At 41.8% G+C, this 26,460-nt stretch carries 27 protein-coding genes; 9 read left to right on the top strand and 18 right to left on the bottom strand.

Translation table 11 applies throughout. The features are described 5' to 3' along the window. The first annotated feature begins 11 nt into the window (after positions 1–11). The 3 genes from minD to A3K93_RS02645 all read left to right on the top strand — a co-directional run bounded on the left by minD (position 12) and on the right by A3K93_RS02645 (position 1,641). On the top strand, positions 12–824 hold the full coding sequence (minD, locus tag A3K93_RS02655; protein ID WP_067728680.1) for a septum site-determining protein MinD: 813 nt from the start codon (positions 12–14) through the stop codon (positions 822–824). A 3-nt stretch (positions 825–827) separates the two neighbouring features. Next, positions 828–1,100, top strand: a complete 273-nt coding sequence (gene minE, locus A3K93_RS02650) for a cell division topological specificity factor MinE (protein ID WP_067728678.1) — start codon at positions 828–830, stop codon at positions 1,098–1,100. A 253-nt stretch (positions 1,101–1,353) separates the two neighbouring features. Beyond that, the gene (locus tag A3K93_RS02645; protein WP_067728676.1) at positions 1,354–1,641 is read left to right on the top strand and encodes a PA4642 family protein; all 288 of its coding nucleotides are present in this window, start codon (positions 1,354–1,356) and stop codon (positions 1,639–1,641) included. Between the two features lie 50 nt (positions 1,642–1,691). On the opposite strand, the gene A3K93_RS02640 is transcribed toward A3K93_RS02645, so the two are convergent. Beyond that, positions 1,692–4,790, bottom strand: a complete 3,099-nt coding sequence (locus A3K93_RS02640; RefSeq protein ID WP_067728674.1) for a DNA translocase FtsK — start codon at positions 4,788–4,790, stop codon at positions 1,692–1,694. A 249-nt stretch (positions 4,791–5,039) separates the two neighbouring features. On the opposite strand from A3K93_RS02640, the gene trxB reads away from it, so the two are divergent. The 3 genes from trxB (at position 5,040) to A3K93_RS02625 (ending at position 7,655) form a co-directional block, all read left to right on the top strand. Next, complete coding sequence (gene trxB, locus A3K93_RS02635) at positions 5,040–5,993, top strand: thioredoxin-disulfide reductase (RefSeq protein ID WP_067728671.1); 954 nt, start codon at positions 5,040–5,042, stop codon at positions 5,991–5,993. Between the two features lie 93 nt (positions 5,994–6,086). Further along, positions 6,087–6,818 carry a leucyl/phenylalanyl-tRNA--protein transferase gene (gene aat / locus A3K93_RS02630; RefSeq protein ID WP_067728669.1) on the top strand — a complete coding sequence of 244 codons (732 nt, stop codon included), beginning with the start codon at positions 6,087–6,089 and terminating at the stop codon, positions 6,816–6,818. Positions 6,819–6,839: 21 nt separating this feature from the next. Then, complete coding sequence (locus tag A3K93_RS02625) at positions 6,840–7,655, top strand: arginyltransferase (RefSeq protein ID WP_067728667.1); 816 nt, start codon at positions 6,840–6,842, stop codon at positions 7,653–7,655. Positions 7,656–7,668: 13 nt separating this feature from the next. Here the strand turns inward: A3K93_RS02625 and rimI are convergent, their stop codons facing one another. The 7 genes from rimI to A3K93_RS02590 form a co-directional block, all read right to left on the bottom strand. Further along, positions 7,669–8,127: a ribosomal protein S18-alanine N-acetyltransferase gene (gene rimI, locus A3K93_RS02620; protein WP_067728665.1), complete on the bottom strand. Its 459-nt coding sequence runs from the start codon at positions 8,125–8,127 to the stop codon at positions 7,669–7,671. Positions 8,128–8,230: 103 nt separating this feature from the next. Further along, on the bottom strand, positions 8,231–9,112 hold the full coding sequence (locus A3K93_RS02615; protein WP_067728663.1) for a metal-dependent hydrolase: 882 nt from the start codon (positions 9,110–9,112) through the stop codon (positions 8,231–8,233). Between the two features lie 208 nt (positions 9,113–9,320). Beyond that, on the bottom strand, positions 9,321–10,511 hold the full coding sequence (gene tuf, locus A3K93_RS02610; RefSeq protein WP_067728033.1) for an elongation factor Tu: 1,191 nt from the start codon (positions 10,509–10,511) through the stop codon (positions 9,321–9,323). Between the two features lie 97 nt (positions 10,512–10,608). Next, positions 10,609–12,744 carry an elongation factor G gene (fusA, locus tag A3K93_RS02605; RefSeq protein ID WP_067728661.1) on the bottom strand — a complete coding sequence of 712 codons (2,136 nt, stop codon included), beginning with the start codon at positions 12,742–12,744 and terminating at the stop codon, positions 10,609–10,611. A gap of 130 nt (positions 12,745–12,874) precedes the next feature. Continuing rightward, positions 12,875–13,345 carry a 30S ribosomal protein S7 gene (gene rpsG / locus A3K93_RS02600; RefSeq protein WP_067728659.1) on the bottom strand — a complete coding sequence of 157 codons (471 nt, stop codon included), beginning with the start codon at positions 13,343–13,345 and terminating at the stop codon, positions 12,875–12,877. Between the two features lie 181 nt (positions 13,346–13,526). Next, a complete protein-coding gene (gene rpsL / locus A3K93_RS02595; RefSeq protein WP_002050319.1) occupies positions 13,527–13,901 on the bottom strand; it encodes a 30S ribosomal protein S12 in 375 nt (124 codons plus the stop codon). A 200-nt stretch (positions 13,902–14,101) separates the two neighbouring features. After that, positions 14,102–15,547: an EcsC family protein gene (locus A3K93_RS02590; RefSeq protein WP_067728656.1), complete on the bottom strand. Its 1,446-nt coding sequence runs from the start codon at positions 15,545–15,547 to the stop codon at positions 14,102–14,104. Between the two features lie 275 nt (positions 15,548–15,822). Between A3K93_RS02590 and A3K93_RS02585 the strand changes: the two genes are divergently transcribed. Further along, the gene (locus A3K93_RS02585; RefSeq protein ID WP_067728655.1) at positions 15,823–17,052 is read left to right on the top strand and encodes a beta-ketoacyl synthase N-terminal-like domain-containing protein; all 1,230 of its coding nucleotides are present in this window, start codon (positions 15,823–15,825) and stop codon (positions 17,050–17,052) included. 23 nt (positions 17,053–17,075) lie between these two features. Then, the gene (gene hemJ / locus A3K93_RS02580; protein ID WP_067728654.1) at positions 17,076–17,528 is read left to right on the top strand and encodes a protoporphyrinogen oxidase HemJ; all 453 of its coding nucleotides are present in this window, start codon (positions 17,076–17,078) and stop codon (positions 17,526–17,528) included. Positions 17,529–17,579: 51 nt separating this feature from the next. Here the strand turns inward: hemJ and A3K93_RS02575 are convergent, their stop codons facing one another. The 4 genes from A3K93_RS02575 to A3K93_RS02560 form a co-directional block, all read right to left on the bottom strand. Next, complete coding sequence (locus A3K93_RS02575) at positions 17,580–19,007, bottom strand: amino acid permease (RefSeq protein ID WP_067728653.1); 1,428 nt, start codon at positions 19,005–19,007, stop codon at positions 17,580–17,582. Between the two features lie 167 nt (positions 19,008–19,174). After that, the gene (locus A3K93_RS02570) at positions 19,175–19,537 is read right to left on the bottom strand and encodes a RidA family protein (RefSeq protein WP_067728651.1); all 363 of its coding nucleotides are present in this window, start codon (positions 19,535–19,537) and stop codon (positions 19,175–19,177) included. A 29-nt stretch (positions 19,538–19,566) separates the two neighbouring features. Continuing rightward, complete coding sequence (gene alr / locus A3K93_RS02565; protein ID WP_067728649.1) at positions 19,567–20,679, bottom strand: alanine racemase; 1,113 nt, start codon at positions 20,677–20,679, stop codon at positions 19,567–19,569. A gap of 45 nt (positions 20,680–20,724) precedes the next feature. Next, positions 20,725–21,978, bottom strand: coding sequence for a D-amino acid dehydrogenase (locus A3K93_RS02560; RefSeq protein WP_067728647.1), 1,254 nt, complete (start codon positions 21,976–21,978; stop codon positions 20,725–20,727). Between the two features lie 140 nt (positions 21,979–22,118). Here A3K93_RS02560 and A3K93_RS02555 point away from each other — a divergent pair, with 140 nt between their 5' ends. Beyond that, on the top strand, positions 22,119–22,586 hold the full coding sequence (locus tag A3K93_RS02555) for an Lrp/AsnC ligand binding domain-containing protein (RefSeq protein WP_067728646.1): 468 nt from the start codon (positions 22,119–22,121) through the stop codon (positions 22,584–22,586). A 65-nt stretch (positions 22,587–22,651) separates the two neighbouring features. Here the strand turns inward: A3K93_RS02555 and lysM are convergent, their stop codons facing one another. The 6 genes from lysM to A3K93_RS02525 form a co-directional block, all read right to left on the bottom strand. Continuing rightward, the gene (gene lysM / locus A3K93_RS02550; protein WP_067728644.1) at positions 22,652–23,125 is read right to left on the bottom strand and encodes a peptidoglycan-binding protein LysM; all 474 of its coding nucleotides are present in this window, start codon (positions 23,123–23,125) and stop codon (positions 22,652–22,654) included. A gap of 194 nt (positions 23,126–23,319) precedes the next feature. Beyond that, complete coding sequence (acpP, locus tag A3K93_RS02545) at positions 23,320–23,556, bottom strand: acyl carrier protein (RefSeq protein ID WP_064096988.1); 237 nt, start codon at positions 23,554–23,556, stop codon at positions 23,320–23,322. An 86-nt stretch (positions 23,557–23,642) separates the two neighbouring features. Next, positions 23,643–24,377, bottom strand: a complete 735-nt coding sequence (fabG, locus tag A3K93_RS02540; protein WP_067728642.1) for a 3-oxoacyl-ACP reductase FabG — start codon at positions 24,375–24,377, stop codon at positions 23,643–23,645. Then, positions 24,374–25,360 carry an ACP S-malonyltransferase gene (gene fabD / locus A3K93_RS02535; RefSeq protein ID WP_067728640.1) on the bottom strand — a complete coding sequence of 329 codons (987 nt, stop codon included), beginning with the start codon at positions 25,358–25,360 and terminating at the stop codon, positions 24,374–24,376. Before fabD ends, fabG begins: the two co-directional genes overlap by 4 nt. A 234-nt stretch (positions 25,361–25,594) precedes the next feature. Further along, entirely contained in the window at positions 25,595–25,777 is a 183-nt protein-coding gene (rpmF, locus tag A3K93_RS02530; RefSeq protein ID WP_004279227.1) for a 50S ribosomal protein L32, read from the bottom strand. 77 nt (positions 25,778–25,854) lie between these two features. Then, entirely contained in the window at positions 25,855–26,412 is a 558-nt protein-coding gene (locus tag A3K93_RS02525; protein ID WP_067728638.1) for a YceD family protein, read from the bottom strand. Between the last annotated feature and the right edge of the window lie 48 nt (positions 26,413–26,460).

The raw sequence follows: 26,460 nt of genomic DNA, 5'->3' as shown, positions 1-26,460 counted from the left end.
GAGTGGATTCGGTGGCGAAAATTGTTGTCGTAACATCAGGCAAAGGTGGCGTAGGTAAAACTACGACAAGCGCATCTTTTGCAACAGGTTTAGCCCTACGTGGCCACAAAACTGTTGTTATTGATTTTGACGTAGGTTTACGTAACCTCGATTTGATCATGGGCTGTGAACGTCGTGTCGTCTACGACTTTGTCAATGTTCTAAATAACGAAGCACGTTTACAACAAGCGTTAATTCGCGACAAAGATATTGAAAATCTTTATATTTTACCTGCATCACAAACACGTGATAAAGATGCCTTAACTGATGAAGGCGTTGCACGTGTGATGGATGAACTTTCACAAGAGTTTGATTACATCGTATGTGACTCACCTGCGGGTATTGAACGCGGTGCAATCATGGCAATGTATCACGCTGATGAAGCCATCATTGTGACCAACCCAGAAATTTCATCTGTACGTGACTCTGACCGTATCATTGGTATGCTTGATAGCAAGACCAAGAAAGTAGAACAAGGCGAAGGTCGTATCCGTAAGCATCTTTGTATTACACGTTTCAACCCTGAACGTGCTGATAAACAAGAAATGCTCACAGTTGATGACATCTCTAAAGATATTTTACGTGTACCGACATTAGGCGTCATTCCTGAATGTCCAAGTGTATTACAAGCATCAAACGAAGGTAAACCTGTAATCAACTTTACAGAGTCAGCTGCAGGTCAAGCATATGATGACTTAGTTGCTCGTTTCCTAGGTGAAGAACGCCCTTACCGTCATTTAGACGTAAAACCTAAGGGTTGGTTAGCACGACTATTTGGAGCGTAAGTTATGGCTGGATTCTGGAGTAAACTTTTCAGTAACGAAGACAAACCCTCTAGCGCACAAACTGCAAAGGATCGTTTAAAAGTCATCGTTGCCTCTGAACAAGGTTTAGGTCGTCGTCTAAGCCAAGAAAAAATTGATCAGATGAAAAAAGAAATCATGCAAGTGGTCAATCGTTATGTTCGCGGTGTAGATGAACAGCATATTCAAATGCAAGTTCGCTCTGAAGCAAACATCGAAATGCTTGAAATGAATATCAATTTACCTGAAGAACGATAATTTGATTTTTGATTAGTCAAGAATCTTGAATCAAGGCAAAATATGAGACTAGATCAGCGAAGCACTGCTTCGACTGGTCGCAAGACGAGAAGCTATGCTTCGATTGGACTGGATAAACAAAGGATGACTTTGTATCTCCCCATAAGATTAGAAGCTTAGTTTCTTATTAGACAGAGATCATTAAAATACTTTGTCACTTGCGAATTCATATTTTGCCTTTTTTCATATCTAAAATTATATCAAGGAGATTGCGATGGCATTGTCTCAACCAGCAACGTTTAACGAAGAATGGTCGGATGAGCGCGTATTTGCCTACCTTACTCAGCTTCCTCCTGAAGGTGTGAATGCAGACTATTACGTGTTGTACCATGCGTATAAACATATGCGTCCTTTCGACTACGAACGCTTATTAACAAAATTTGTTGCTGATGGTCGTGATCTCAATGCTACCAATCCTGAAGGTCAACGTATTCATGATGTGATCGCAACTTATCCACGTCACAGTGCTGAATTCTTAGAAGTCTTAGCGAAATTTGCATAAGTCTTTCAAATAAAAAAGCCTGCAATTGCAGGCTTTTTTATGACTTAATTTTAGATCAGAATTTCACGTTTACCATTGGCGCCCATTGCACTAACAATCCCATTTTCTTCCATTTGATCAATAATACGTGCAGCACGGTTATAACCTAAACTGAACTTGCGCTGTAACGACGATGTTGATGCTTTACGTGTCTCTAATACAAATGCCACGCATTGATCGTAAAGTGCATCACGATCTGACCCACCATCACCATCTTCAAAACCACGACTTGCAGGCTCTTCATCAAACGGCGTTAAGATTTCATCGACATAATTTGGTGAACCACGCTCACGCCAAGCGTCACATACACGGTTCACTTCATCATCGGCGATAAATGCACCATGGACACGTTCAGGTTCAATTTTACCTGGACCAAGGAACAACATATCACCATGACCGAGTAAGTCCTCTGCACCACCCGCATCCAAAATCGTACGCGAGTCAATTTTTGAGTTCACACGCAGTGCGACACGTGTTGGAATATTGGCTTTAATCAAACCAGTGATGACATCCACCGATGGACGCTGAGTAGCGAGCAATAGATGTATACCTGCTGCACGTGATTTTTGTGCCAAACGGGTAATCATCTCTTCAGCTTTTTTACCGACTTGCATGATCATGTCAGCAAATTCGTCGGCAACAATCACAATTGATGGCAACGTGGTTAAGCGCGGAGCACGTTCGCCTGCAACAGACTCACTCGCCTTCCAAGTTGGGTCAAATAAATCTTCACCATTGGCCAGTGCTTCTTCCACCTTACGGTTATAGTCACTGAGTTTACGAATTTTTAAGAACGACATGAGCTTATAACGGCGTTCCATTTCATTCACACACCAGTTCAAAGCACTGACGGCATCTTTCATGTCAGTCACAACAGGTGTAAGCAAGTGTGGAATATCGTTATAGTTCGCAAGTTCAAGCTGTTTAGGGTCAATCAAAATCAAACGTAGTTGATCAGGCGTATATTTCAATAACATCGATAGAATCATCGAGTTCACTGCAACTGATTTACCCGAACCCGTAGTACCCGCCACCAACATATGCGGCGCTTTACCCAAATCAGCAATAATTGGATTACCTGAAATATCTTTACCCATCGCCATCGACAAAATGCCGTTTGGATCGGTAAATGCAGGAATGGTCAACAATTCGATCAATCGAACCATTTCACGAGTGCTGTTTGGTACTTCAATACCAATATAGGGTTTACCCGGAATCACTTCGACCACACGAACAGAAGCCATCGACATTGAACGTGCCAAATCTCGAGAGATATTGGTGACTTTAGATGCTTTAACACCCGGTGCTAAATCCAATTCAAAACGTGTAACCACAGGACCAGGTTGTGCTTCCACCACTTTTGCTTTCACATTAAATTCTTGTAACTTGATTTCAAGCAACTCAGATAAACGTGAAAGCTGCTCTTCAGTGAAATTCACTTTTTTGTTTGGATCGACTTTATCAAGTAAGTCTAATCCTGGTAATGGCGGTAAATCTTTACGACGTTCTGCCACTTGCATTGCACGTGACAACGGACGTCCCATTGAATCTGTTAATGGTGCATCAAAATCAAATTCTTCTTCATCCTGAGGAGCACCTGCAGTTTCTTGCCATGCTTCAATAAACTCTTCTTTAGAAAGCGCAGCTTTGATTGCATCTGTACTCACTTGCGGCTTAGTTTCAGTGAGTGCTTGAGTGTCCATTACCTGATGTTGAATAGGCGCTTGTACGAATGCAGACGATTGCGCAAAGCTAGATGCTTTTGCAGGTTGTACGGGTTGAGTCTCTGCTTCCAAGTCATCTACCAACAAATCATCAAGATCATCAAATGCACTGACTTGAGCTGCTGTAGAAGCTGGCACTGCGGCATTTAAGCTAGACGTTGCTGAGGAGGCAGCAATTACAACACTGCTTGCTGCAACAGTCGGTGCAACATCTTCAACAATATGCAGTGAATGATCAGACGATGATGCATGATTAAATGGGATATGCACATCTGTTGCCGTTTTGCCTTGAGGTACAGCTGCTAATAGCTCATCGAAGATTTCATCATCATCCCAATCTACAGCAGACTTTTTAGCACTGCTGATCGGTACAATTTGTGGTTCAACACTTTGAGGAGCTACAGGCATCGGCTGTGCAGATGCTAAGTTTTCTTCTTCAGCTGCAGCGAGCAATGCATCGATATCTTTTTCATGGCGCACATCTTCATCTGAATTAAGCGCACGCCATACTTCCCCTGTTGCCACAACGCGATCAGGCTTTTCAATAACCGCATGGGCTTTGGCAATGACTTCTTCTATTTCTGCTTCATGCTGCGCGTATTCTTCATCGACATCATCACGCTGCGCATGTGCTTCTTTGTCAGCAATGTCATCAAATAAACGTTCCGCAATATAATCACGCACAGATGGATCAACTTCTACAGGAACATGTTCATCTGCAGTCGCAACTGTCGCAATGCCTTTTTTAACTGGAATTAAAGGCTCTTTTTTTGCAGGCGCGGCAGTACGATCAAAATCAGCTGTACCCTCAGGAACATTGCGATAGAACAAATCTTGCAGATAAGCAGGCATCGCCTTTAGGCTGCTCCATGTTTTATTCCATTTCACACCGAATGCTAAAGTAAACAGCATGACCCAAAGTGCAACTAAGAATATAACAGCACCATAAATCGTGATCAGAGATTCTAAACTTTGTCCTAGTTCAAAACCGATGATACCGCCTGAAGAATTATCTAAGGTATCTGCGGGAACTTGCCAGAACAGATAAAGCAATGCTGATGTCGTCAATAATAAGAAGAATTGGGCAGCGTAACGAAATGGTCGATTCAGGAAGCTTCGTGGCCACCAGACTTGGACTGCTTCAACAAATAGGTAAATAGGCAAAAGTAAACTTGCCCAACCTAAAAATCCAAACAGTAAATCGGCTAACCAAGCGCCAACAACACCACTGGCATTTGACACGGTTTGTGTATCACTTGAGATATGCATCCAACCCGGATCAAAGGGCGTATACGTGACTGTCGCGAGAAACAGATAAATCCCAAATGAGACTAAAAATAATGTCATTACTAAGCGCTGTGCATAAGCACTCGACACCGTTGTCATATACTGTCCTGTAACCAATTCTTCATGAATGTTCTTTTGTTTTATGCTGCAAAAACGCGTCGCAATAAAGTGTATATTATGCACGTGTTCCCAAAAAAAAGATGCACTATTATGTACGCGGGATGCACGCTTATTCTATATAGCTTAAAACGATTTGTATGATCAATAATATCGACTTTAATCTCACACAACTGTTATACAGTTTCACGTATAATTCAATAAATTTCTAATTACAAAAGGATGCGACCGATGAGCGCTCGTCACTCACGATTGATTATTTTAGGTTCTGGCCCTGCAGGCTACAGTGCTGCTGTCTATGCTGCACGTGCCAATTTAAAACCGACTTTGATTGCAGGTCTTCAATTGGGTGGTCAGCTGACAACAACAACTGAAGTCGATAACTGGCCTGGTGACCCTGAAGGTCTAACTGGCCCTGCCCTCATGGAACGTATGCAAGCACATGCTGAACGTTTTGGTACAGAAATTATTTACGATCATATTAATGAAGTTGATTTAAGCGTTCGTCCATTTGTACTTAAGGGCGATATGGAAGAGTTTACCTGTGATGCATTGATTGTATGTACAGGTGCAAATGCTCAGTACCTTGGTCTTGAATCTGAAGCTGCATTTATGGGTCAAGGCGTTAGCGCATGCGCAACATGTGATGGTTTCTTCTATAAAAACCAAAAAGTCATGGTTGTTGGTGGTGGTAACACAGCTGTTGAAGAAGCGCTTTATTTGTCAAACATCGCTTCACACGTGACACTTGTTCACCGCCGTGATTCTTTACGTTCTGAGAAGATTCTTCAAGATCAGCTTTTTGCTAAAGAGAAAGAAGGTAAAATCAGTATTATTTGGAATCACCAAGTTGAAGAAGTCCTTGGCGACAATACAGGTGTTACTTCAGTACGTTTAAAATCAACACAAGATGACTCAACTCAAGATATTGAAGTAACAGGTATGTTCGTTGCGATTGGTCATAAGCCAAACAGTGCGATGTTTGAAGGTCAATTGCAGTTACGTGATGGTTATATCCAAGTACAAAGCGGTACAGCGGGTAATGCTACTGCGACTTCAGTTCCTGGCGTATTTGCCGCGGGTGATATTGCAGATAGTATTTACCGTCAAGCAATTACATCAGCAGGTTCAGGCTGTATGGCTGCGCTTGATGCAGAGAAATATTTAGATGCGCTAGGTGAGTAAAACCTTAGGTCTAAAAAGCCGCTCAATTTGAGCGGCTTTTTTATTTCTAAGTTTTGTTATGATAATAACTTTCTTAGAAAATACATTGCGGCTATGCGATTACTTCCACCATCACAATTTATCTTTCCGAATCCGATTGAATCAGACCCTGAGGGTGAAGGCTTAATTTGTATTGGTGCAGACCTCTCCCCTTCTACACTTTATGAAGCCTATAGCCATGGATTATTCCCATGGTTTTCAGAAGGTGATCCGATTTGTTGGTGGTCTCCTGAACCTCGCTGCATTATTCACCCACATGAATATCACCCAAGTAAGTCCTTACTACGTAATATGAAAAAACGTGATCTCAAAATCACGGTAAATCACGCTTTCGAAACCGTTATTCGCTCTTGTTCACTACCCCGTAGTTATGCCAACGAGACATGGATTACAGAGGATATTATTGAAGGCTATATTCAACTCTTTAAAGCCGGTTATGCTTATAGTGTTGAAGTATGGGATCAAGACCAAGTTGTAGGTGGACTATATGGTGTCACCATTGGCAAAGGCTGTTTTGGTGAATCCATGTTTAGCACTCAAATCGATGTATCTAAAATGGCTTTTTATACCTTGATGTTGATTGGGCGCGAAAATCTGTTGCCTTGGATTGATTGTCAATTGGTCAATGACCATTTACTCAGCTTAGGCGCTTGTACACTTTCTCGCCAAGACTACCTTAATTCGTTACAAGATGTGATAAAACAACCGTCTATCAATTGGCAAAGTTACCAAGAACGTGTATTTTCAAGTAAAACAATAGCGTTAATCTCAGGATTACGTGAATGAAAATAATAGAGGGAACTTGTTATGAACTCTTATCACCCAAAGTCCCTACTTAACGATTTACAGTATTATATTACGCCGCCCCACGACTGTAGTTACCTGCCAAACAAGTCTGCGCGTATGGTTTTCCTCGACCCGACGCATCGGATTAATGTCGTTACCCTTTCTGAATTATCACGTACAGGATTTCGTCGTAGTGGCGATTTTATTTATCGCCCAGAATGTCATCTTTGCCGTCAATGTTTGTCTTCGCGCGTCCCTGTTGCTGATTTTCAAATGAATAGCTCACAAAAAAAAGCTTGGAAACGCAATCAAGATCTAGAAATAAAAATTACCAATCCCGCTCAAGCGAATGACACGCATTATTTACTTTACGAACGCTATATTAATGAACGTCATGCCGATGGCGATATGTACCCACCGAGTCGCGATCAATTTGAGAAATTCTTGCTACAAAGCTGTGCCGATAGCTTTTTCTTAGAATTATGGAAAGACAATCAGTTATTAGCTGTGTCAACCTGTGACTTACTCGATGACGGGATTTCTGCGGTATACACCTTCTTCGACCCTGATTTTGACCGTCGTTCATTAGGCGTATTTGCAGTTCTAAAACAAATTGAACATATTAAAAAAATTGGCTTAGACTACATTTATCTAGGTTACTGGGTTCCCCATTCTAAAAAGATGAATTATAAATCTCAGTACTTACCGCTTGAACTGCTGGTGGATGGACATTGGCGTCGTTTGAATCACACTTTAAACCCTGAGGAAATTCAACATCTAGGGGATTCACTGATGACGACCCTACCGACCAATTGGACCAATCCAATTATCAAATAAGGTCGTTTTCACTTTATTTAAATAAACTTGCGAAATCATCCGTACATGCTTTCACCATGATGATGGCATGTTCTTTTGAACCATCAGGATTTGGATAATAATTTTTGCGCAAATCAATTTGATGAAAATCAGCTTTTTCATAAAGTTTAATTGCAGGTATGTTAGATTCACGCACTTCTAAGAAAATTTGCACAGGATTATTTTTTAAAAGGTTAATCGAGGCTTCTAATAATTCAAAACCTAAACCATGCCCCTGCTGAGATGGATCAATTGCCATGAGTAGCAAATTTGCTTCATCTAAAACAGGTTGTAGAATACAAAAACCTACAACGTTTCCGTTTCGTTCGATCACAGTACTTTGATAGCTAGTGACCGCTTCTTCAAACTGTTTTAAAGTCCATGGATGACTTTGAACCAATTTTTCAATGTGGGCAACTTGAGCCACATCACTGTTCTGCATTAAACGAATCATCTTCGTTCATCTTATATAAAATTAACTCAGGCATTATAGAAAGTTTGTTAGAAAAATCGAGCAAAAAAAAGAGCGATCAGATCGCTCTTTTCTATTTGGTTTTTTATAAACCTAATTTAGCTTTCCACGTCTCGAGCAAACTATGTGTATCTAGATCATTTGGATGGAAACCAGGTTTAAAATACATCAGCATTTCTTTACCCATACCTGTAATCACACCTTTTGAGGGACTATACGCATAAGTATAAATAGATTTCAGCGACTCAAGATTTAATTGATCATCTTGTTTCAATAAACGTGCAAGGAAATAGCTTTGTACAATAAATAAGGTTGCCATCGCAATCACTAATGATGATGTACGTAAAGCATAGGCTTTAAAACCTTTGCCAAATACACCTTCAAACACATCATAGGCAACCGCTTTATGCTCATTCTCTTCAATTGCATGCCACATCCACATATTTTTCATGGTTTCATCTTTCATCAATGCTTGAATATGTTCATTGGTTAAAAGTTGAGATGCGATTGTTGCGGTAAAATGTTCAAGCGCTGTGGTTGCTGTTAAATCCACCATTTCTTGGGTAATTCCAACAGGCTTGGCAATTTTCGCCATGAATTTACGCGTGGTTTGAATGACATTATCGGTATAACGATCTAAGGTATCCACATCATGTCCGAATTTCTGTGCAGATGCGTTAAAGCCCACATGTTCTTGGGTATGCATGGCTTCTTGACCAATAAATGCAGAAATTTCCTTTTGCAATGCTTCATTCTCAGCAATTGCTGGATGTTTACGTACAGCACGAACAGAATCGATGAAGAACTTTTCACCTGCTGGAAATAATGCAGAGAGTGCAGTCATAAAATGAGTTAAGCCTGCTGAACCATCCATCCAATATTCAGGCACACTGTCAAAATCAAAATTCATACGACGAACTGGGAAACTCGCACCAGCACGGTTGGTAATATTTACTTTAGCATTCATGCGATCACTCCTTTTAAGTCCATCCAGACTCGAAGTTAGTCTTTATATTCTTGTCTTTATATTACGCAGTTCACATTTTTGCTTAATCGCAGTTAGGGTCAGTGAAATATCAGTTAAGGACAGCTTTTTATAATTTTGTCGGACAATTATTTTTCTTAAAAATAAAAAAAGCGCCCCAAAGGGACGCTTTTTTCACACAATCAGATGATTATGCAGTTACTTTAGCAACTACACCAGCACCAACTGTACGACCACCTTCACGGATCGCAAAACGTAGACCTGGGTCCATTGCGATTGGGTGGATTAATTCTACTGACATTTCTACGTTGTCACCAGGCATAACCATTTCAACGCCTTCTTTAAGAGAGATAGCGCCAGTTACGTCAGTTGTACGGAAGTAGAACTGTGGACGGTAACCGTTAAGGAATGGAGTATGACGACCACCTTCTTCTTTAGAAAGTACGTATACTTCTGCGTCGAATTTAGTATGCGGTTTGATTGCACCTGGTTTAGCAAGTACTTGACCACGTTGTACGTCTTCACGTTTAGTACCACGAAGCAAGATACCACAGTTCTCACCCGCACGACCTTCATCAAGAAGTTTACGGAACATTTCAACGCCAGTTACAGTTGTTTTAACTGTATCTTTAATACCAACGATTTCAACTTCTTCACCAACTTTGATGATACCAGTTTCAACACGGCCTGTTACAACTGTACCACGACCAGAAATTGAGAATACGTCTTCGATTGGCATCAAGAATGCTTGGTCGATAGCACGTTCTGGTTCTGGGATGTAAGAGTCAAGCGCTTCAACAAGTGCTACTACAGCTGGTTCGCCGTATTGACCTTGGTCACCGTTAAGTGCTGCAAGAGCAGAACCACGGATGATTGGAGTGTCATCACCTGGGAAGTCATAAGTAGAAAGAAGTTCACGAACTTCCATTTCTACTAATTCAAGAAGTTCTTCGTCGTCTACAAGGTCGCATTTGTTTAAGAATACAACGATGTAAGGTACACCTACCTGACGAGAAAGAAGGATGTGTTCACGAGTTTGTGGCATTGGACCATCAGTCGCAGCACATACAAGGATCGCGCCGTCCATTTGGGCAGCACCAGTAATCATGTTTTTAACATAATCGGCGTGTCCTGGGCAGTCTACGTGTGCGTAGTGACGGATTGTAGAATCATACTCAACGTGTGAAGTATTAATTGTAATACCACGTGCTTTTTCTTCTGGTGCAGAGTCAATTGCAGCGTAGTCTTTCGCTTCACCACCAAAAGTTTTTGCACATACAGTTGCAATCGCAGCTGTTAAAGTTGTTTTACCATGGTCGACGTGACCAATTGTGCCCACGTTAACGTGTGGCTTATTACGTTCGAACTTAGCCTTAGCCATGAGATCTTCCTTTTTAAACTGCCTGTAGGGGGTGAGCCCTACAAGCGATTTTGGTTTTTAACTATGAATTAGTTTGGGGCTTATAGTAATCGAAAGATTACTCGTCGTCACCTTTTTTACCGCCAGATTGGAATTTAGCGATAATGCCTTCAGCCACGTTACGTGGAGTTTCAGCATATTTAGCGAATTCCATAGAATATGTCGCACGACCTTGAGACATAGAACGCATATGAGTTGCGTAACCAAACATCTCAGAAAGTGGAACTTCTGCACGAATCGCTTTAGTACCGCCAGGTAAATCGTCCATACCTTGAACAAGACCACGACGACGGTTTAAGTCACCCATGATATCGCCCATGTAGTCTTCTGGAGTTTCTACTTCAACTTTCATGATAGGCTCAAGCAAGATAGGATCTGCTTTCATGAAACCATCACGGAAGGCATAAGAACCTGCCATTTTGAACGATAATTCGTCAGAGTCGACATCATGGTAAGAACCGTCGAACAATGTCGCTTTGATGCCAACTACTGGATAACCAGCAAGGACACCATTCTTCATACGTTCTTGGATACCTTTGTCTACAGCACCAAAGAATTCTTTAGGTACTACACCACCAACAACTTCTTCAGCGAACTCGTAGTCTTTACCAGTTTCAGGGTCAAGCGGCTCTAAACGTACGTATACGTGACCGAATTTACCTTTACCACCAGTTTGACGAACGAATTTACCTTCTTGCTCAACAGATTTCTTGATCGTTTCGCGGTAAGCAACCATTGGTTTACCAATGTTCGCTTCAACGTTGAACTCACGCTTCATACGGTCAACGATGATGTCAAGGTGAAGCTCACCCATACCAGCAATAATTGTTTGACCAGATTCTTCGTCAGTACGTACACGGAACGATGGATCTTCTTTCGCCAAACGACCTAAAGCAACTGACATTTTTTCTTGGTCAGCTTTAGTTTTAGGTTCAACTGCAAGTGCAATTACTGGCTCTGGGAATTCCATACGCTCAAGTGTAATGATGTTGTTTTCATCACAAAGCGTATCACCAGTTGTCGTATCTTTAAGACCTACACACGCTGCGATGTCACCTGCACGAATTTCTTCGATGTCATGACGGTCATTTGCGTGCATCTGTACGATACGGCCAACACGTTCACGTTTCATTTTTACTGGGTTATAACACGGGCTACCCGCTTTAAGAACACCAGAGTAAACACGTACGAATGTCAAGTTACCTACGAATTTGTCGTTCATGATTTTGAACGCAAGCGCAGAGAACGGAGCATCGTCAGACGCTTCACGAGAACCTTCAGTTTCGTCTTTGTCGTCTAAGATACCTTTAATTGCTTCAACGTCAGTTGGCGCTGGCAAGAACTCAATAACAGCATCCAACATACGTTGAACACCTTTGTTTTTGAACGCTGAACCACAAAGCATTGGTTGAATTTCATTCAACAATGTACGTGCACGCAGACCAGAAACGATTTCTTCTTTAGTCAACTCGCCTTCTTCAAGGTACTTGTCCATGAGTTCTTCTGATGCTTCCGCAGCAGCTTCAACCATGTTAGTACGCCATTCGTTAGCTAGCTCAACTAAGTCAGCAGGGATTTCACCATATTCGAACTTCATACCTTGAGACGCTTCGTCCCAGATAATCGATTTCATTTCGATTAGGTCAACAACACCTTGGAAGTTTTCTTCAGCGCCAACTGGAATCACGATTGGCACAGGGTTACCACCAAGACGTGTTTTTACTTGTTCCACAGCACGGAAGAAGTTCGCGCCAGTACGGTCCATTTTGTTTACGAACGCAATACGAGGCACTTTATATTTGTTTGCTTGACGCCATACAGTTTCAGACTGAGGTTGTACACCACCTACAGCACAGTAAACCATACATGCACCGTCAAGAACACGCATAGAACGCTCAACTTCGATCGTGAAGTCAACGTGTCCCGGGGTGTCAATAACGTTAATACGGTGTTGGTCGAACTGGTTAGCCATACCTTTCCAGAAGCATGTTACTGCTGCTGAAGTAATGGTAATACCACGTTCTTGCTCTTGTTCCATCCAGTCAGTTGTTGCTGAACCTTCGTGAGTTTCACCTAGTTTATGGCTCTCACCTGTGTAGAACAAAATACGTTCAGAAGTCGTTGTTTTACCAGCATCGATGTGCGCGGAAATACCGATGTTACGGTAACGAGAAATTGGGGTTTGACGTGCCATGATTTCTAGCATTCCTAAATTTTGTTGTTTAAAACAGGACGCTTTAAGTTGCTAGCAACTTAAAGCGTTTTGATGACGATTGGATGAAACCCATATCATCACCGTCCTGATAAGGGCCTGTTTTATGTGCTTAGAAACGGTAGTGAGAGAAGGCTTTGTTGGCTTCAGCCATACGGTGCACATCTTCACGTTTTTTAACCGCTGCGCCTTTACCTTCAGCTGCATCAAGCAACTCGCCAGCAAGACGTAAAGCCATAGTTTTTTCAGAACGCTTAGCAGCAGCATCTACTAACCAACGCATAGCTAGGGCAGTACGACGGGATGGGCGTACTTCCATAGGTACCTGGTATGTAGCACCACCAACACGGCGTGCCTTTACTTCGACCATTGGACGAACTTTTTCAAGAGTAGCCTCAAAAAATTCAACTGGGTCTACTTTAGATTTTTCTTGAACGCGGTCCAAAGCACCGTAAACGATACTTTCAGCAATAGATTTTTTACCATCTTGCATTACGTGGTTCATGAATTTAGCGATTGTTTGGCTGCTGAACTTAGGATCCGGAAGGATTTCACGAGCAGCGACTACGCGACGTCTTGGCATTTTAAAACTACCTATAAATATGACACTTCAGGTTTATCCAGCATGAGTACAAAGTGTCATGTACATTCGCTGGCCTTACTACACGTCGCTTGAATTTCACAAAATAAATGCAGAAATCAGACAAGCGAGACGATAAAGGATTGCAGTTCTACGAACTAAGAAATTAATCTCGAAAGATCAATTATTTCTTAGGACGTTTAGTACCGTATTTAGAACGAGACTGGTTACGATCTTTAACACCAGCACAGTCTAAAGAACCACGAACGGTATGGTAACGTACACCTGGTAAATCTTTAACACGACCACCACGGATAAGAACAACACTGTGCTCTTGTAGGTTATGGCCTTCACCACCGATGTAGCTTGATACTTCAAAACCAGAAGTTAAGCGAACACGGCAAACTTTACGCATTGCTGAGTTAGGTTTTTTAGGTGTAGTTGTGTAAACACGTGTACAAACACCACGACGTTGTGGACAAGCCTTCAACGCAGGAACTTTAGATTTTTCAACTAAAGTCGTACGACCCTTACGGATCAACTGATTTGTTGTTGCCATGTGGCAATTCTCCCGTTAATAAAAAGCCCAAAAAAATACTACTTTTTGAGGGCATGCAATTGTATGTCAAGATGCAAAATTGGTCAACATAATCACGCCGAGTATCTGTGTTTTACTAGCGCGATTAAGTGCTTGATTAAAAACACCCCATACGGCGATGAGGTGTTTTTTGACTTATCTTTTGTAACATCTTCTCAGATTTATTTTGTGTCTGATGCTTTTGCTTTTTTGGGTTTAGCAGAATCAGTCTCTTGGGCCTGTATAGATGAATCTGAAACGTGTTCAGTATCTAGCTCATCTTCCACTAAATCCTCTTCAGCTTGAAGCTCATCAGGCTCACTCGACAATGCTGGCTGTTGTACTTGTTTTTCCGCAACTGGCTCAACATGCTTTTCAACTAAGGCATCCAAACCCTCGCCTACTTTTTCTTCTTTAGACTCAGTTTGTTCACGTTCCTTGCTATCAGTCTTTTTAACCAATTTCACTTGGCTAATCGTTTCATTGCCTTTGATTTCAATGTCTTGATCTAGAATTGGCTCACTTAATTCTTGCTGCTCAGATTTAAGACTATCTAGAAGTTTAGGGGTTGCCTGTAAAAGCTGCTCTACCGATTTTTCATAGGCAGCAAGCGTGGATAACGAACTGTCACGATGCTGAATAAAGTACTGACGTGCATGAGAGAATACCTCTTGTGCCTTGGTATTCACTTCTTCAACAAAACGGCGACTGTACACCACGCCCACCCCTGCACTGGCAATCGGAGCAAGCTTACTCAGCTGATCGAGTAAAGACAGTTTTGGTACTTGGTTAAGCCATTGCCATTTTTCTTGAAGATTTAAAGACGAAATAAAGTTCTTGATACTCTCAGTATCATTACTTGAACCGAGCATATTTTGCAGTTGAGTCAGATCATGGGTTTTTAAAGTACTGCCCAAAGCTTTAATGCCCAAAAGCACCGCTTGTTTTTCAGCAATTAAACTCAAGTCAATTTGCTTAAAAATATATTGGATGATTTCCTGATCTTCTGTTTTGCTTAAATCAAAACCATATGAACGCCCTACTTGATAAATGGTACGCAATGCCAAAACCAAAGAAGCAGGAATATCAACCGCTGTACCGACAATACCTGTCACACTGGTAATTGCACCTTGAATCGTGGCAATCCATTTATTTTGCTCACTCAAGGCCTGAGCAATACGTTTAGAACGATCTACATCTTGCGTTAATTCCTCTAAATCACGCACCCCTGCTTCATCTAAAATCGCATCGACTGAACTCATCTGATTGGTAAAATCATTTAGATGTTCAAAGAAGTAGTCCGTGACCTTATCACTCAGCTGTGGTGAAACGAAATGCGCAACATTATTTAGTTTATTGTAATGGCGACCCAATAACTGCCTTGACACACTTGGCAAATGCTCTTTTAACATTTGCTGTGGATCATTGTATTTTTTGGCTTCAAATGGACTCTTTTGTTTGGCTGCACCTTCTAGCGCATCATTAATATTAAATGCCTGTGTGACTTTCGCCACTGAGTCAGGCGCGACGTGATTTGCAAGCTCCAATCCAGTTCCACTGAACTTTTTCGCCACTCCAAAGGCACTCGAAAGAAAACCATTTGCTTGTTTATTATTGGTATTTGCCATTCATTACCTCGGTATGTTCTTACTTGTAATTCGTATAAATACTAGGTGTAGTCAGCATTTAACTCAATATTATTGTGTTTCATTTAGTAAAGCCTGAGTACAAGAAGCATTAACAGACATTCGGACTCACTCGGCATAACATTTGCCATAAGATTTGAAAAATCTTTCTGTTATGATGTTCGTCATCGTAAAACGAGCGTCAGCCACATATTTATTTGTCCTTTTGACAATAAATATCTCCCCTGACCACAGAGATAAACTATAAGGATCTGTAGATGAAACGTGTTGTCATCACTGGCATGGGTATCAACTCATGTATTGGTAATACATTAGAAGATGTGACCCATTCTTTACAAAACGGGATTTCAGGCACACGTTTAAATCCTGTCTATCAAGAATTAAATTTCAAAAGTCATGTCAGCGCTGCTGCAGTTCAAGATTTTGACAACATCGACCGCCGTGCAAAACGCTTTATGGGCGTGTGTGCGATGTATGCGTACAATGCGGCTATGGCTGCAGTCGAACACGCAGGTCTAACACCTGAACAACTTGGTGGTAATCCACGTTATGGTATCGCGGGTGGTTCAGGCGGTAACTCTACTGCATCTGTTGCAGAAGTTGCTAAGCTCCTCGAAGAAAAAGGCGCACGTAAGATCGGTCCATTCTACGTGCCACGTAATATGTCAAATACCATTACAGCAAATGTGGGTGTGGCATTAAAACTTCAAGGTGTTGCACACTCAATTACCAGCGCATGTGCAACTTCTGCTGATGCTATTGGTTATGCATACAACCTGATTCAATTGGGTAAACAAGATTTAATGCTTGCCGGTGGTGGTGAGGAAGATCACTGGTCACAAAGTTTACTGTTTGATGCCATGGGTGCATTAAGCTCTAAATACAATGACACGCCTGAAACAGCATCTCGCCCATATTCTGCAGACCGCGATGGTTTTGTGATTGCTGGCGGTGGTGGTTTTGTCGTACTTGAATCACTTGAGCATGCACAAGCACGTGGTGCAAACATTTTAGCTGAAGTGGTTGCTTATGCAGCGAACTCTGATGGTGCTGACATGGTTGCGCCATCGGGTGAAGGTGCAACACGTTGTATCTTGATGGCATTAGATGAGGCAAAACAACATGGTGTAGAGTCAATCGACTACGTCAATACGCATGGTACTTCTACTCCTGCGGGTGACGTGACTGAACTTAAAGCCATGGAACGTGCATTCGGTGAAGGTCTAGTACCTGCATTAAGCTCAACTAAATCTATGACTGGTCATAGCTTAGGTGCAGCAGGTGTTCAAGAAGCGATTTATTCTGTACTGATGATGCAAAATGACTTTATCGCACCGAACATCAACGTCACTGAACTTGATGAAGGCGCAAAACCATTTGATATCGTGCTTGAAAAACGTGATGCAAAATTGAATACTGTAATGAGTAACAGTTTCGGTTTTGGCGGCGTAAATGCATGTCTCATCTTTAAAAAATGGGAAGGCTAAGCCGCCCATTTTAGGGTGACTTCATGGATGCTCCTTCTGATGCTTTCCTTTGGGTAAAAGCATTACATATTATTGCTGTAGTCTGTTGGTTCGCTGCGTTGTTCTATCTGCCACGGCTATATGTCTATCACGCCATGAGTGAAGACCAAGTGAGTCACGAACGCTTCCAAATTATGGAGCGTAAACTTTATCGTGGCATTATGTGGCCGGCGATGGTGGCAACACTGATCACCGCACACTTCTTGGTCGACTGGGGTGATGCAACGCGACATTATCATGAAGCGGTGTGGTTTTATCTCAAAGTTGGTTTAGTCGGTTTATTGGTCATTTATCATTTGGTGTGTGGCTATTTCCGTAAAAAGCTCATGGAAAATGCACATTACAAGTCCCATAAGTTTTGGCGTTATTTTAATGAGATGCCAACCTTAATTTTATTTGCTGTGGTTATTTTAGTGGTGGTTAAACCGACCTTCTAACACTCAGCAAAATAAAAATCCCCGATCAATTCGGGGATTTTTTTATGGTTTTTATTTAGGTAATCGTTTTCGCATCCGCGGTTTGTAAAGCACACGATAGGTCACTGCCAGTATGACCAACCATATTGGACTAATCATTAAGGCTTTCAAAGTATCTGGCTCAAGACTCAAAATTACCAAAGCGAAGAGTAAGAATACAAGCACAATATAGGACATCCATACACCGCCTGGCATTTTAAAAGTTGATGCCTGATGTTTTTGTGGCTGTAACTTGAGATAGCGAATGTAGCACACCATGATAATGCCCCAAATGGTGATAAAGAGAATTACACAAAGCGAGCTTGCTAAGGTAAAGGCTTCAATGGTATTCGGTACAAAATACTGAAATGCTGCACCAATCATAATAAAGGCACATGAGAAAAATAGACCTTTTGCAGGAACTGCACGTTTTGACAGTTCTGCCAATGCTTGTGGAGCTTGCCCATCACGCGCCAAACCAAACAGCATACGACTGGTCGAGAATACCCCACTATTCATCGAAGACATCACTGATGACAACACCACCAAATTCATAATCACTGCCGCGCCACCAATCCCGGCATGCACGAATAAACTCACAAAAGGACTTTGATCGGCTGGAATTTGATTCCATGGCGTTACCGACATAATGATAAACAGCGAAAGAACATAAAACAGAATAATACGGGTTGGAATCGCATTCACCGCTTTAGGCAGATTCTTTTCAGGATCTTTGGTTTCTGCTGCCATTGTTCCTAATAGCTCAACACCGACAAAAGCAAACATTGCAATTTGGAAACCTGCCAAGAAGCCTGTTGTACCTTTCGGGAACATTCCTCCATTAGACCAGACATGACTAAAACTTGCCACGGAGCCTGTAGGCGCTTGGAAGTGGGTAAACACCATATAGCCACCAATTAGAATCAAACCAATAATGGCTAAAATCTTGATTAAAGCGAACCAAAATTCAATCTCACCAAAAAGCTTCACCGTGACCAAATTAATTGCCAAGACTAACAGCACACAGCCCGCACTAATCAGTGCTTGCCCCATCGGCGTAAACATCACACCCTCCGGCAGCCAAAAACCCAAGTAATTAATAATGGCGGCCAAATCTGCAATACCGACCAAGACCCAGCCTAACCAATAGGACCAGCCAATATAGTAACCAGCACCAGGTCCGATCAAATCATGTGCCATATCAATAAAAGATTTATATTGAAGATTAGAAAGCAACACCTCACCCAATGCGCGCATTAGGAAGAAGAACATTGCTCCAATAATCATATAAATAAATAGAATGGACGGACCTGCTAAGGAAATAGTTTTACCCGATCCCATAAACAGCCCTGTGCCAATAGCACCACCAATTGCGATCAATTGTAGATGTCGATTTGAAAGCTTACGTTGAAGCTCATGTGGCGACGATTGTGCGTCTTCTGAACCGTGATTCGTATTCATGTTTACATCCTTTCAACATCTGCTAAACCCATGCTGATACAGTTTGAAATTTCATCCTGAAATACCGCGTCATGCATGTGCTTCATTCACTATTATTGTTAGCGATTTCTGCTGGGCTTAATGTTGATTCATTGTTGTGTTGGGAGAACTTTCAGATAAACGAAAATTTAAGCTTGAGCTGCAATCACTGCAATTTCAATTAACCATTCCGGATTAACCAAATCTGCTTGAATTGTTGCACGTGCAGGTGTTGCACAATCCTTTAACCACTCCATCCAAATTTGATTCACCGTTTGAAAGTCAGCGAGATTTTTAATAAAAAGTTGTGCAGATAAAATTCGACTTTTATTGGTATTTGCCAAGGCTAAAAGCTCATCAATTTTATTCAGTACCTCTTGGATTTGTCCTTTGATATCAAGATCGGTCCGCGCTGGAACCTGACCAGACAAATAGACCACACCTTGATGAATGATAGCTCCACTCATCACTTCATTGGTATTGAGTCTTTGAATATTCTGAGACTGTGTCATGTTTATCCCTCTTTTAGTTTGTTATCTATTTAATTTTCAATTTCGAATGGAACGCGGGCGGTCACACCACACATCAGCTCATAGCCCAATGTGCCTGACCCTTGCGCTACCTCATCGATGGACAGCACAACACCTTGCGAGGACATCCCCCACAACGTGACTTCACTACCAATTTTCGCTTGAGGTAAATGTGTCAAATCGACGACCAACATATCCATGCTGACCCGACCAATCGTTTGCGCTCGTTGTGAATCAACCAGTACGGGCGTGCCTGTTTGCGTGATGCGCTGATAGCCATCGGCGTAGCCACATGCCACAACACCTATTCGCATGGACTCTTTCGCGATAAAAGTTGAGCCATAACCCACACTTTGTCCCGCCTGAATCTGCTGGATCGCAATAACTTCACTACGCAATGTCATCGCGGGCTTTAAGTTGAAATCCTGAATAGTTTGATATGGAAAGCTTGGTGAGCTGCCATAAAGCATGATGCCACTACGTACAATATCGGAGTGGACTCGCCCTGCATGTCTTAAGATGGCAGCACTATTACTTAAACTGACAGGTGCTTGAATGGATGAGGTAGCTTGCCGAAATACCTGATACTGATGCAACACGCCTTCTTGCCCTAAGCGCTGACCATCCGCATCTGAAAAGTGTGTCATCTGGGTAATAGATTGAACGTTTCGGAATTGATTTAGCTGTGTAAAGGCTTGCTGATAATCTTCGGGTGTAAAACCCAATCGATTCATGCCCGTATTGATTTTAATAAATACGTCAAATCGTGCCTCAGGTTGAATCTTTAAAAAGGTTTTTAACCATTCAATTTGATGTTGGCTATGCACCGTAAATGCCAATCGATATTTCGCACACATAAATAAATCTTCTAGTGCAAAGATACCTTCAAGTAAAAGTAAGGGCTTGGTACAACCTAAAGCACGTAAACGTATACCTTCAGCTAAATCCAAAAAACCAAAGCCATCTGCTGCTGCAAAGGCTGGGTAAACACGTTCAATGCCATGACCATAGGCGTCTGCTTTCACAATCGCATAAACCTGACTATCAGGCATTGCCGCACGTGCAACCTTCAAATTATGCGCTAAAGCTGACCGATGAATGACTGCACATATTGGACGTGGCATGATTCTTCTCCTTGAACCAAAATGATTTAAAAAGATTGATTTAAATCAATGTGCATATCGAGCGAAGGATAAGCCTTCGGTGCTGATTTCAGGTGTACGCTCTAATACCAAATCACTAATTAGCTTTCCTGAACCACATGCCATGGTCCATCCTAATGTTCCGTGTCCTGTATTCAGGAAAAGATTTTTAAAGCGCGTTTCGCCAATGATCGGAGTACTGTCTGGTGTCATAGGACGCAGTCCAGTCCAAAAACTTGCTTGTGCCACATCACCGCCTGGGAATAACTCGCGCGTGACCATTTCTAATGTTGCACGGCGGTCTTCATTTAAACCGAGATTAAAGCCAGTTAATTCAGCCATCCCACCCACACGAATACGCTGATCAAAACGTGTTAATGCAATTTTGTAAGTTTCATCGAGAACGGTAGATTGCGGCGCATGGGAAGGATCTACAATAGGAATGGTCAACGAATACCCTTTCACAGGATAAACAGGTAAATCGAGATCGAGAGGTTTTAAGAAATCACGTGAATAACTCCCAAAGGCAAGCACGTATTTATCTGCGGTCATGACTTTCCCATTGACCAACACGCCTTTAATTTGATCCCCTTCAACAATGAGTTTTTCCACATTTTGATTAAATTGAAAATCAACCCCAATGCCTTTGGCATAATCAGCCAGTGCATTGGTGAAAATATAACAGTCACCCGTTTCATCATTCGGTAAATGCAATCCACCAACGAGTTTGTCTTTTACTTCTGCAAGTGCAGGTTCAACTTTAGCCAAACCATCTCGATCTAATAGTTCAAAGTCCACACCAGACTCTTTTAATACCTCAATATCACGATGCACAGCTTCAAGCTGAGTGTCTTTACGAAATATTTGTAAGGTCCCTTTTGAACGGTTTTCGTATGAAATACCAATGTCTCGGCGTAGTTCACGTAAGCAATCACGACTATATTCAGCGACACGTACCATACGTTCTTTATTAATTGCATAGAGATCGGCATTACAGTTCTTCAACATCTGTGCCATCCAGCGCAATTGCCACAAGCTACCATCCATATTGATTGCTAAAGGTGCATGATGCTGAAACATCCATTTTACAGCTTTAAATGGAATACCGGGCGCCGCCCAAGGTGTCGAATAACCTGGAGAGATTTGACCAGCATTACCAAAGCTGGTTTCTTCGGCTGGACCCGACTGACGGTCAAGCACAGTGACATTTGCGCCTTGCTGTGCAAGATAATATGCACTTGCCACACCAATCACACCACTTCCTAATACGATGACACGCATATGCCTACCCTCTATTCTATTTCTAGTTTATTTCACTAGTATATTTTTGCTTTGATAGTCGTTTTCACTGTTTTAATACCGTAATTAGCGTGTTTTCGCTGTTTTCTTCAGTTATATTTTCAAAAAACAGTGAAAACTTTATGCGAAAATTAGATCGAATTGACCGCCTGATTTTAGACATCCTGCAACGGGATGGTCGTATTGCGATTAGTGAATTGGCATCGCGCGTAAATCTATCGACGACTCCATGTTCAGAACGGGTTAAACGCCTTGAACGTGAAGGTGTAATCATGGGCTATTACGCGCGGCTTAATCCTGAAAAAGTGGAGCGCTCACTCTTAGTCTTTTTGGAAATCAAACTGTCTGCAAAATCTGGGGATGTGTTTGAACAGGTTGCACGCGACTTAATTGAGATTCCTGAAGTGCTGGAGTGCCATCTTATTTCTGGCGATTTTGATTATTTAGTCAAAGCACGCTTAAAGGAAATGAGTGCTTATCGAAAATTACTTGGTGATTTACTCAAGAAACTGCCATCTTCAGCATCCTCACATAGTTATGTTGTCATGGAAGAAGTCAAAGAAAGCTTATATTTGAATGTGGATATATAACTGACAGTTCAAAAAACAACAAAACCCCATCATGGGGCTTTGCTGTGAACCGTTCGTTTATTTAATTAAGCAGGAATACGAAGTACCTGACCTGGGAAAATATCATCAGCATTTTTTAATAGCGGACGATTAGCTTCAAAAATTTTGTTGTATTGATTGGCGTCACCATAAAATTCTTTTGAGATTTTCGACAAGGTATCGCCTGATTTAACGGTATAGAATTTACTTTCTGGCTCTGGTGTTGCCACAGTCAATTGGTCATCGACCTGAGCAACATGATCAATATTACCGACGGCTAAAATGATTTTTTCACGATCAGCTTGGCTTTGAACTTGCCCTTTGACGGTTGCTAAGTCAGTTGTTCCGTTATAACTCACTGATAAACCCGAAACAGGTAAACCTAAACTCTTTATATGCCCCAATAGTTTATTGGCAACTTCTTGTGCAGATGGTTCAGCAGGCGTTGCTGGTGCAGCTTGTGGCTCTGCTGGTGCTGTATTTTTTTTACCAATACCTTTAACAAAATCAAAAAGACCCATGTGTGACTCCATTATATTTATGTGATTAAAAATTAGTCTTATTTTTATAACCAAATAAACCCAAGCTTAAGTTGGTCATTGGTGATGAAACGGTTAAGGTATGTAAATCATTCGTTGTTTCCAGAATGAAATATTAGGCACAAAAAAACCACCTTGCGGTGGTCTCATTGTTCAGCAAAGCTGAAAATCAGCGATTAACCAAGTTTTTTAGTTACATAGTCGATAGCTGATTGAACAGTTGTGATTTCGTTAGAATCTTCATCTGGAATTGTGATGTCGAAGTCGTTTTCGAAAGACATAACAAGCTCAACTAGGTCTAAAGAGTCAGCACCTAAGTCATCCATGAAAGATGCTTCGTTTTTGATTTCTTCGATTTTGATACCAAGTTGTTCTGCAACCGCTTGTTTAACACGTTGTTCGATATCGCTCACAGGAATTCTCCTCATTGCTTGTGGCGTTTTTAATGCCGTTAGTTTAATTGAATCTAAATATTTTGGAAAGTTTATACTTAAGCCCCTTAGCTCATGTATAAACCACCATTTACATGAATTACAGTACCAGTAATGTAACTTGCTTTATCTGAAGCCAAGAAACTTACGGCATTTGCGATATCTTGCGGATCACCTAATCGGTTCAATGCCACTTGATCACTCATTTTTTTGCGAATTTCTTCGCTTAACTGTTCAGTCATCTCTGTTGCGATAAAGCCTGGTGCAACAGCATTGACTGTAATTTGGCGGCTGCCCATTTCTTTCGCTAGGCTACGACCAAAGGCTTCAATACCTGCTTTCGCCGCAGAGTAATTTGCCTGTCCTGGGTTGGCAAAGTGTGCCACCACAGAACTGATGTTAATAATACGACCAAAACGTGCCTTGGTCATGCCCTTCAATACACGCTTAGACAAACGGTATACGGCTTTTAAATGAATGTTCAGAATATCATCCCAGTCATCTTCAGACATACGAAGTAGCAAATTATCTTTGGTAATGCCGGCATTATTGACCAATGCAAGAACAGGACCATAATTTTGCTCAATATCAGTCACTAAAGCATCAATCGCCGCACCATCACGGACATCGAGTACTTTACCCGCACCATTTTCCGCAAACTGTGCTGACAATTTTTCAACACCTGCTTCTGATGTTGCCGTACCTACAACAAAATAACCATCTTGAATGAGTTGAGCTGCAATCGCGGCACCAATACCACGGCTCGCACCTGTTACCAAGGCAACTTTACGTTCCTGAGTCATGCAATTTTCCCTTCTGCCACCAATACGGTGTTTAGTGCATCTTCCAAGCGTGATTTGGTATCAAGTGGAAGCGCTTTTTCAATATTTGGTAAGCGTTTTGCCATGTTTGCCAATACATTACCCGGACCACATTCCACAATATATTCAACGCCTTCATCTTGAAGGAATTGCAAGGTCTTGGTCCATTGTACTGACTCATACAATTGCGCAGTTAATGCATCACGAAGCGCATCTACATTCTCTGCTGCTTTTGCTGCTACATTTTGTATAACAGGGACATGTGGCATCTCAATGGCAGTTTGTGCCAAAGCATCTGCAAACTGTTCTGCCGCAGGTTTCATCAATGAACAATGCGATGGTACAGACACTGGCAATGCAATCGCCTTACCACCATTTTCTTTGGCAAGTGCCATGACTGCATCAACACGGTCTTTATTGCCGGCAACAACTACCTGACCTTTGGCATTGTAGTTCGCAGCTTCAACTGAGCCTTCACCCGCTTCTGTAGCTTGCGCACACAGTTCAACAACTTTCGCATCATCTAAGCCTAAGATTGCCGCCATTGCACCCACACCTTGAGGTACAGCCGTTTGCATCAATTTACCACGTAAATTCACAAGTTTAACCGCGTCGCCAAGGCTTAAACTCCCTGCTGCTACAAGGGCACTATATTCACCCAATGAATGACCTGCGAGATATTTCGGTGCAACACCACCCAACTCTAACCACACACGCCATAACGCGATAGAAGCAGTTAAAAGTACAGGCTGAGTGAATTCAGTTTGATCCAAACCTTCACCACTTTGTGCAATCTGCCAAAGATCAAAACCAACTGCTTCAGAGGCTTCTGCAAATGTCTCACGCACAGCAGTAAATTCTTCAGCAAGTTCAGCAAGCATTCCGACTTTTTGCGAACCCTGACCCGGGAACACAAACGCTGTTTTGGTTGCTTGTGCTGCTTGTTCGAGTTGTTTAGCAGACATAATAAAATCCTTTCAATCAAGAGGTGTTAAGGTTTACCGCATTGGTAAAAGTTAACAGCAAATACCACCTAATTCATTGTGGAGCGCAATTTAGCATGTAATTTTGGGTGCTGTAATTGCCAAATACAACAAAATCCGATGGTTCGCAAAATAACGTACAAAAAATGCAAACAAAAAAAGGGAGCTTAACGCTCCCATTTTTTCTACTAAGCTTGACGCTTAATACATCATCAATTATTCAGCAGATGCTTTAGCGAATAATTGACGACCACGGTAGATACCATCTTTAGATACGTGGTGACGACGATGAGTTTCACCAGTAGCTTGGTCTACAGTTAATGCATTCTCAGTTAAAGCGTCATGTGAACGGCGCATGTCACGGCGAGAGCGACTTTTACGGTTTTGCTGAACGGCCATGATGGCTCCTTACAAATATCGAAAAAATGGATCAGAACAAATTCGATTGTCTTATACCTATGAGTATAACACAAAAATTAGTTAAGTTTACCCTTTAAAGATGCCAAAACACCAAACGGGTTTTCCCGTTTTTCTTCGACAATCTCTTCAACGGCAGGCTGATGCTTATGCTCACAAACGTCATGTTTAGGAGACAACGGCAACAACAATAACAATTCATCTTCTATGAGTGCGAGTAAATCAGCGGTGGCAGGTGCATCATATGAACCCTTCGTCGTTGCTTCACTTTCACCTAGAACGATGAAATCAGCATCCTCATCCAAGCGCTCTATCAGTGACTCATCATCCACAAGAGCTAGATGAAAATCGGAAACAAGTTCGATTTCAACAGAACCCAAACAACGTTGACATTCCATTGGAACTTTTGTTTCAACATGACCATCTAGCCATACAATGCGATGATAGGCATCCATTGATAGCTTACAGTCTACGTTAATCAATTGATCATCAATTGATCCAACAGCTTCACGAGCAATACGAACAAAGCGAGATAATGGCAGTGTTCCTGACCATACAAAGCCCTGTTCAGCCCATTTAAACGGCTCAATCTGTGCCGGAAAGGTATTTGCTGACATAATTAAGGCGGCAATTCTACAAATTCATCAGAACTCTGTCAAAGATTA

Origin of the sequence: Acinetobacter sp. NCu2D-2, from assembly GCF_001647675.1 — a bacterium.
Taxonomy (GTDB): domain Bacteria; phylum Pseudomonadota; class Gammaproteobacteria; order Pseudomonadales; family Moraxellaceae; genus Acinetobacter.
Note: the sequence above shows the minus strand (reverse complement) of the source record. Positions and strands in the feature narration are given on the sequence as shown.